The sequence below is a fragment of the Yinghuangia sp. YIM S09857 genome (assembly GCF_051388915.1).
In the GTDB taxonomy this organism is placed as follows: domain Bacteria; phylum Actinomycetota; class Actinomycetes; order Streptomycetales; family Streptomycetaceae; genus Yinghuangia.
Map to the genome: position 1 here is coordinate 154,193 of NZ_JBPKBH010000016.1, position 7,667 is coordinate 161,859.

General features: G+C 73.0%; 7 protein-coding genes. 3 read left to right on the top strand and 4 right to left on the bottom strand.

What is annotated here, in order from left to right:
• Positions 1-39: 39 nt before the first annotated feature.
• The 4 genes from ACRX5S_RS29195 to ACRX5S_RS29210 all read right to left on the bottom strand — a co-directional run bounded on the left by ACRX5S_RS29195 (position 40) and on the right by ACRX5S_RS29210 (position 3,677).
• Complete coding sequence (locus ACRX5S_RS29195; RefSeq protein WP_436776126.1) at positions 40-282, bottom strand: chaplin; 243 nt, start codon at positions 280-282, stop codon at positions 40-42.
• Positions 283-460: 178 nt separating this feature from the next.
• Positions 461-781 carry a hypothetical protein gene (locus tag ACRX5S_RS29200; RefSeq protein ID WP_436776127.1) on the bottom strand — a complete coding sequence of 107 codons (321 nt, stop codon included), beginning with the start codon at positions 779-781 and terminating at the stop codon, positions 461-463.
• Positions 782-843: 62 nt separating this feature from the next.
• The gene (locus tag ACRX5S_RS29205) at positions 844-1,896 is read right to left on the bottom strand and encodes a GNAT family N-acetyltransferase (RefSeq protein ID WP_436776128.1); all 1,053 of its coding nucleotides are present in this window, start codon (positions 1,894-1,896) and stop codon (positions 844-846) included.
• 401 nt (positions 1,897-2,297) lie between these two features.
• Positions 2,298-3,677: a cystathionine beta-synthase gene (locus ACRX5S_RS29210; RefSeq protein ID WP_436776129.1), complete on the bottom strand. Its 1,380-nt coding sequence runs from the start codon at positions 3,675-3,677 to the stop codon at positions 2,298-2,300.
• Between the two features lie 229 nt (positions 3,678-3,906).
• On the opposite strand from ACRX5S_RS29210, the gene ACRX5S_RS29215 reads away from it, so the two are divergent.
• The 3 genes from ACRX5S_RS29215 to ACRX5S_RS29225 all read left to right on the top strand — a co-directional run bounded on the left by ACRX5S_RS29215 (position 3,907) and on the right by ACRX5S_RS29225 (position 7,542).
• Positions 3,907-5,061, top strand: a complete 1,155-nt coding sequence (locus ACRX5S_RS29215; protein ID WP_436776130.1) for an SGNH/GDSL hydrolase family protein — start codon at positions 3,907-3,909, stop codon at positions 5,059-5,061.
• Between the two features lie 140 nt (positions 5,062-5,201).
• Entirely contained in the window at positions 5,202-6,422 is a 1,221-nt protein-coding gene (locus ACRX5S_RS29220) for an acetyl-CoA C-acetyltransferase (RefSeq protein ID WP_436776131.1), read from the top strand.
• Between the two features lie 322 nt (positions 6,423-6,744).
• Positions 6,745-7,542 (top strand): hypothetical protein, encoded by a 798-nt coding sequence (locus ACRX5S_RS29225; RefSeq protein ID WP_436776132.1) that lies wholly within the window; start codon positions 6,745-6,747, stop codon positions 7,540-7,542.
• Positions 7,543-7,667 lie beyond the last annotated feature (125 nt).

Genomic DNA, 7,667 nt, shown 5'->3' on the forward strand with positions numbered 1-7,667 from the left:
CCCGCCGTGTGCCGCGGCGTCGGCCGCGCGGTGCCGACGTCAGCCGTTGTTGATGCAGGTGTTGCCGAACGCGGGGTTCAGCAGACCGATGACGTTGACCGTGTTGCCGCACACGTTGACCGGAACGTGCACGGGAACCTGGATCTGGTTGCCCGAGGCGACGCCGGGCGAGCCCGTGGTCGCGCCGTCCGCGTCCGAGCTGGCGTAGGCGGCGCCCATGCCCGCGGCCAGGAGACCGCCGGCGGCGGCGGAAACGAAGACCGCCTTCTTGACCGTGTTCATTGATCCTCCATGTCACAGTGCCGCGCGAACCGGCGCGGCATCCGGGACAACGAAGGAGCTCGGGAGCGGGCAACGCCCCCGAGCGGGATTCACCCGTTGGGAGCCGACACCGTGACTCGGGCGGCGCCGACTCGTCGGGACGCGGAGCGGGCCGGTCGGACGGCCTCCGCGAGGTACGTCAGGCCTCGTCCTCGTCGACCTCGTCCTCGTCGTCGGGCACGTACTCGGCGCCCTCCGACTGCCAGCCCGCCTCGCTCAGCTCGGTGCCGGGCACATCGGCGACCAGGCTGAACGGGTCGATCAGGTACGAGACCGACTCGGCGAGGTCGGCGTCGATCGCCGCGACCGCGTCGGAACGCTCCTCGGCGGTCAGGTCCTCGTCGCCCTTCACGGCCTCCAAGGCCGCGGCGCGCAAAGCCCCTTCATCGGTGACCTCAAGGACGATGTCCAGGCTCAGCCGGATGAACTGGGGGTTGTCGGATACAGGTGCGGTGTCCATGGCAGGAGCCTAGTGGCGCGGGGCGCGGGACCTTCCGGGTGACGCGCCGCGCGGCTGTTCGGTCACGCGCAGCGGCCCCGCGGCGCGCCGCGCACGACCGGCATGCTCAGCCGCACGACGCCCTCCTCGTACGTGCGTCGCCCGGTCAGCCCGGCCCGGTCGAAGACGCCGAGCATGCGGCGGTTGCCCGGCAGCACGTGGGCGCGGAGCTCCGCCATGCCGCGGGACTGCGCGAGCGAGCCGAGGCGCCGCAGCAGCGCGGTGCCGAGGCCGCGGCCCTGCCAGGCGTCCTCGACCAGCAGGGCGAGTTCGCCGCTGCCGGGCTCGGTGGTGTGCAGGAGGGAGCCGACGGCCGCGATGCCGCCGTCGGGGCGTACCGCGACCAGGGTGACGCCGGCTCGGGGCACGAGCAGGCGTTCGAGCGCGGGGCGCGGCAGGCGCGGGATCGAGGTGAAGTAGCGCAGGCGGCGGCTCTCGGGCGAGCAGCGGTCGTGCATGAGCTGCACGCCGTCGACGTCGTCGGTCCGGCCGGGACGCACCAGCACCTCGGTGCCGTCGGCGAGCAGCAGCCACGTGCCGGTGGACGCGGGCGGCGGCATGGGCGCCTCGGACGGGATGCGCGCGAGCGCGGCGGCTCGGGCGGCCTCGGTCATGGTGAAGGGCATGCCGGGACGCGTGACCCGCACCGCACGGCCGTCCGGCACCGGGACGTACAGCACGTCCGGATCGCCCGTGTAGACGCCGCCGAGGGACACGTCGGGGTCTGTCCACACCGCCTCGGTCGCGCCGAGAAGTTCGGCGAGGGACTGCGGCAGCGCGTCGGGGCGGTCACGCAGGTGGGCGGCCAGGACGAGGGCCTTGGTGGGCCCGTCGACCAACTCGTGCGCGTCGGCGGGCACCGCGACCACGCCGCGCCCGCCGGCCGCGACCAGGCCGTCGCGCAGCGCGGTCCCGTCGCAGGCGGTGTGCACGAAGAACTCGTCGACCGGGCCGCCCTCACACGCCTGGACGCTGAGGGCCAGCACGTTGGCGTCCTGCGCCGCCAGCACCGCCGTGAGCCGGGCCAGGCGTCCCGGATCGTCGTCGACCTGCGCACGAACTCGCCACAGCGCCATGGTTGATCACCTCCGTGCGTGATTGGGCACGCGATCAACCGTGCCCTGGAGGTGTTACGCCCCGGCTACGCCGACATGACCAGCCGATACGAAGCGGGCCAATCGTGTAAGAACCAGGTTCCGGCGGGCCGTCGCGCGTGGGGAGCACGGCACCGCAGGACACGAGTGGGGAAAATCGGCGAGTTGTGGCCCCCTACCAGCCAAACGGTCGGTGGGGATGGGGAGTTCCGGGGTGGGCCCAGACGGTCGGCGGGTCGCTCCCGACCGCCTGGGCCCGCCGGAGACGTCGCACCCGGAGACATCGCGCCCCGGGGATGTCGCACCCCAGGGGGCGTCGCACCCCCGGAGACATCGCACCCCGGAGACATCGCACCCCCGGAAACGTCACGTCCCCGCGACCCTCACGTCCCTGCGAGGTGACCCAACAAGTCCTGTCGGGTCACTACCCCCTGCGGTTTGCCGTCGACCAGAACCAGCGCGGCGTCCGCAGACTCCAGGACGGCGGCGAGGCGGGCCACCGACTCTCCCGAGCCGACCACCGGCATCGGGGACGACATGTGCTTCTCCAACGGGTCGTCGGACCCGGCCCGGCCGGAGACCAGGGCGTCGAGGAGGTCGCGTTCGGCGATCTTGCCGACGACCTCGGCGGCCATCACGTCCGGGTGCCCGGCCCCCGGCTTGACCACCGGCATCTGGCTGACCCCGAACTCCCGCAGGATGCCGATCGCCTCGCCGACGCTCTCGTCCGGGTGCACGTGCACGAGCGCCGGGAGGCCGCCCTGCTTGCGCGACAGGACGTCCGCGACCTTGGCCTCGCCCGGCGCCGCCTCCAGGAAGCCGTGGTCGGCCATCCACTCGTCGTTGAAGATCTTCGACAGGTAGCCGCGTCCGGAGTCCGGCAGCAGGACCACGACGACGTCGTCCGGCCCCAGACCCTCCGCCGCGCGCAGCGCCGCCACCACCGCCATGCCGCACGAGCCGCCGACCAACAGGCCCTCCTCACGCGCGAGCCGACGGGTCATCAGGAACGAGTCGCGGTCCGACACCGCGATGATCTCGTCCGCGACGGTGCGGTCGTACGCGGTCGGCCAGAAGTCCTCGCCGACGCCCTCGACCAGGTACGGCCGACCGCTGCCGCCCGAGTACACCGACCCCTCCGGGTCCGCCCCGATCACCCGCACCGCTCCGCCGGAAACCTCCTTCAGGAAGCGCCCGGTGCCGCTGATGGTGCCGCCCGTGCCCACGCCCGCGACGAACGCCGTGACGCGCCCCTCGGTCTGCTCCCAGATCTCCGGGCCGGTGGCGACGTAGTGCGACTCCGGGTTCTGCGGGTTGGAGTACTGGTCCGGCTTCCACGCCCCCGGCGTCTCCCGCACCAGGCGGTCCGACACGTTGTAGTACGAGTCCGGGTGCGCCGGGTCGACGGCCGTCGGGCAGACCACGACGTCCGCGCCGTACGCCCGCAGCACGTTGATCTTGTCGGTGCTCACCTTGTCGGGGCACACGAAGATGCAGCGGTAGCCGCGCTGCTGCGCGACCATCGCCAGGCCCACACCGGTGTTGCCGGACGTCGGCTCGACGATCACGCCGCCCGGCTGCAACTGCCCGGACGCCTCGGCGGCGTCGATCATCCGCACCGCGATGCGGTCCTTCACCGAGCCCCCGGGGTTGAGGTACTCCACCTTCGCCAGCACGGTCGCCCGCAGTCCTTGCGTGACGCTGTTGAGCCTGACCAGGGGGGTGTTGCCGATCAGGTCCAGCATCGAGTCGACGTAGCGCACGGGGCTCCTCTTCGCGTCCTTCCCTGGTCCGCCAGGGTGACCGGGGTGACCGGTCAACGGACACCTTAGGACGAAATATCCCGGGTGATACCCCGCGTGGCTCCGTCCGCGGGCCTCGCGGGGAATGGCGCGTCGTGACCGTCGGTTAGGGTCGTCGCACGGGTTGCCGAAGCGCGCGACGGGAGGAGTCCGGACCGATGAACACCCCGACCACTTCCGGGCCGCCGCGATGATCCGGACCAGGGCCGCGCGCCGGATCGCCGCGGCCGCCGCCTTCGGTGGCGGCGGCGTCGGCATCCTGACCGGTGCGATGGTCGCGGTGCTGTACGCGGAGGCCAAGATCGCCCGGCGCACCGTCGGCGTGCCGGTCGGCCAGCCCCCCACCGCGGACGGCGTCTACGGCGAGTTCCCCGAGTTCGACGGCCCGCCGATCCGCCTCGCGGTGCTCGGCGACTCCTCTGCGGCCGGGCTCGGCGTCGACAATCCGCTGCACACGCCCGGCGCGTTGCTGGCGAGCGGGCTCGCGGCGGTCGCGGAGCGGCCCGTAGAACTGACCAACGTGGCGAAGTCGGGGGCGCAGTCGTCCGACCTGGAGCGCCAGGTGACGCTGGCGCTGGAGGCCGACCCCGAGGTCGCGATGATCATGGTGGGCGCCAACGACGTGACCCACCAGGTCCGCCCCGCCGACTCGGTGCGCCGCCTGGAGCAGGCCACCCGGCGCCTGCTGGCGGCCGGCACCGAGGTCGTCGTGGGCACCTGCCCCGACCTGGGCACCATCGAGCCGATCGCGCAGCCGCTGCGCTACCTGGCCCGGCAGTGGAGCCGCAGCCTCGCGGCCGCGCAGACTATCGCGGTGGTCGAGGCGGGCGGGCGCACGGTGTCGATCGGCGCGCTGCTCGGACCGGAGTTCGCGGCGCGCCCCGGCGACCTGTTCGGGCCCGACCGCTTCCACCCCTCCGCGGAGGGCTACTCGACCGCGGCCATGGCGATCCTGCCGTCCGTCTGCGCCGCGCTCGACCTGTGGCCGCTGGACGAGGAGCGCCCGGACAGCTTCCGCGGCGAGGGCGTGCTGCCGATCGCCGTCGCGGCGGTGGAGGCGGTCGAGGAGGGCGGCACCGAGGTCGCCGGGACACAGGTCGCGGGGAACGAGCGCGGCCCCCGGGGCCGCTGGGCCCTGCTGCGGCACCGCCGCAGGCGGCGCATTCCGGCGCCCGCGGAGTCCGACGAGCAAACCGACGGGCAGGCGGAGGACGCGGCGGAGGACCGGGCCGACGAGGCCGGGGCGTCCGCGGGTACGTCGGGCAAGGGTGCGGGCGAGGGCCGGGGCAAGGGCGGCCGGGACTCGGCGGAGGGCAGCGAGGCCCCGTCGAGTAGCCTGATCTGACTGGCCGTCAGGTCGGACGTGGGGCAGATCGCACCGCCAATGCGGTCCGGCCCCTCGCCTCCTCGACTACCAGGAAGTAGCTTCAGCTCCAGACGAGAGACCACCCCTGTCCTCGTACCGAGACGGCCAAGGAGTAGTCCATGCCCGAAGCAGTCATTGTCGCCACCGCGCGTTCGCCCATCGGCCGCGCCTTCAAGGGCTCGCTCAAGGACGTGCGTCCCGACGACCTGACCGCCCTCATGGTCAAGGCCGTGCTCGACAAGGTCCCCTCGCTGGACCCGCGGGACATCGACGACCTGATGCTCGGCTGTGGCCTCCCCGGCGGCGAGCAGGGCTTCAACATGGGCCGCAATGTCGCCGTCATGCTCGGCTTCGACCACCTGCCCGGCACCACGATCACCCGCTACTGCTCGTCGTCGCTCCAGACGACCCGCATGGCGATGCACGCCATCAAGGCGGGCGAGGGCGACGTCTTCATCTCCGCCGGCGTCGAGATCGTCAGCTCGACCCGCACCAAGGGCTCCAGCGACTCGATCCCGGACACCAAGAACCCGCTGTTCGCGGACGCCGCCGCACGTACCGCCGCGGCCGTCGAGGACGGCACCACCTGGTCCGACCCGCGCGAGTCGGGCCTGCTGCCGGACGTCTACATCGGCATGGGCTACACCGCCGAGAACCTGGCGCAGGCCAAGGGCGTCACGCGCGCCGACCAGGACGAGTTCGCGGTCCGCTCGCAGAACCTGACCGAGAAGGCCATCGCGGACGGCTTCTGGGCCAAGGACATCACCCCGGTCACGCTGCCCGACGGCACCGTGGTCACCAAGGACGACGGCCCGCGCGCGGGCACCACGCTCGAAGGCGTCTCGCAGCTCAAGCCGGTGTTCCGCCCCGACGGCACGGTAACCGCGGGCAACGCGTGCCCGCTCAACGACGGCGCCGCCGCGGTCGTGGTCATGTCCGACACCAAGGCGCGCGAGCTGGGCCTGACCCCGCTGGCCCGCATCGTCTCCACCGCGGTCACCGGCCTGTCGCCGGAGATCATGGGGTACGGCCCGGTCGAGGCCTCGCGCCTCGCCCTCTCGCGCGCCGGACTGACCAGCGCGGACATCGACCTGGTCGAGATCAACGAGGCGTTCGCGGCGCAGGTCATCCCGTCGTACCGGGACCTGGGCTTCGAGCTGGACAAGGTCAACGTCAACGGCGGCGCGATCGCGATCGGCCACCCGTTCGGCATGACCGGCGCGCGCATCACCAGCACGCTGATCAACTCGCTCCAGTGGCACGACAAGCAGTTCGGCCTGGAGACGATGTGCGTCGGCGGCGGCATGGGCATGGCCATGGTGCTGGAGCGCCTGAGCTGACCCGGTCCGGGGAGCCGCGTCGGCCGCTGCCGCGGCCCCGGCGGTGGTCCCGGCCGAAAGACCTGTAACAGACATCTCACGTATAACCCGCGAAACCCACCTGAGCTGCACGTTTCTCAGGTGGGTTTCGCCGTTCCCGGGCCGCGGCCACCGCGTCACCCGTTCGGCCGATGCCAAAGGTCCCCGCAGGTCAGGACGTCGCACCCTGCCGCGGACCCGCCGCCGCGGGCGAGCCTGGAGTCACCCCCGGAAAACCTGCACAACCCCCGGAGGAATCCGACAACCCGAACACACTCACGTCTGCGAAGGGTCCAGGTCCGCCATGTCGTCGTACGTTCTCCCCGCCCTCATCGCCGCCGCCTGCACCGCCGGAATCGGGTACGCGGCCAGCCGCGCCCTGCACTCCCGCGCCGAGCGCCGGACGGACGGGCCGAGGGAGGTGGCGCCCACGGCGGCGATGTTCGAGTCCGAGGGCCTTGCCGACGCCGAGGCCCACGCCGTTCGCGAGCTCGTCTTCGAGGACGCGCCGGCCCCCGAAACCGCGGCCGACTCCGGAAACGCGCCCGGCCACAGCCCGAAGGTGCTCGGCGGGGCGGCGGCCGAGATCGCGTCGGAGGTCCCGGCGCCTCTCCCCTCCGACGTCCCCTCCGACGTCCCGTCCGCGATCCCGTCCGATGCCGCGTCCGACGTCCCCGCGCCCCGCATACCCCGGCAGGACCCCGCGATGGCCGCGCTCACCCCGCCGCCCGCCTCCGCCGGGATGCCGCCGCTGCGGTCCACCACCCCGCACCCGTCCCAGGCGCTGCCGCCGATGCTCCCGCCGCACCTCACCGGCGCACACCTGCTCGGCGTCGCCGCACGCGGCACCGCCGTCACGGCGGTCCGCTCGGGGACCGCAGGCGGGCTCGACGTCTTCGACTTCGCCGACGGCGGCTCGATCGTCGTCATGCCGTCCGACCGGGACGTGGCCGAACTGGTCAGCGCCGCACTCGGCGAGGGCCAGGACGTACGCCTGCTCGGTACCTCCGAGGTCGGCGGAGGCCGTTCGCTCACCTTCCAGGTGCACGAGTCCACCGCGTTCTTCCTCGCCGACCGCGTCTACGCGCGCCCCGCGGCCTGACGCAGGCGGCACGGCCACCCGTGACTCACACGAGCGCGGCCAGCGCCCGCACCTCTCCGAGCGCCCTGTCCAACTCTTCCTGCGTATCCCGCGCGGCGGCCCGGTCGTCCGACCCGGCCGCCGCT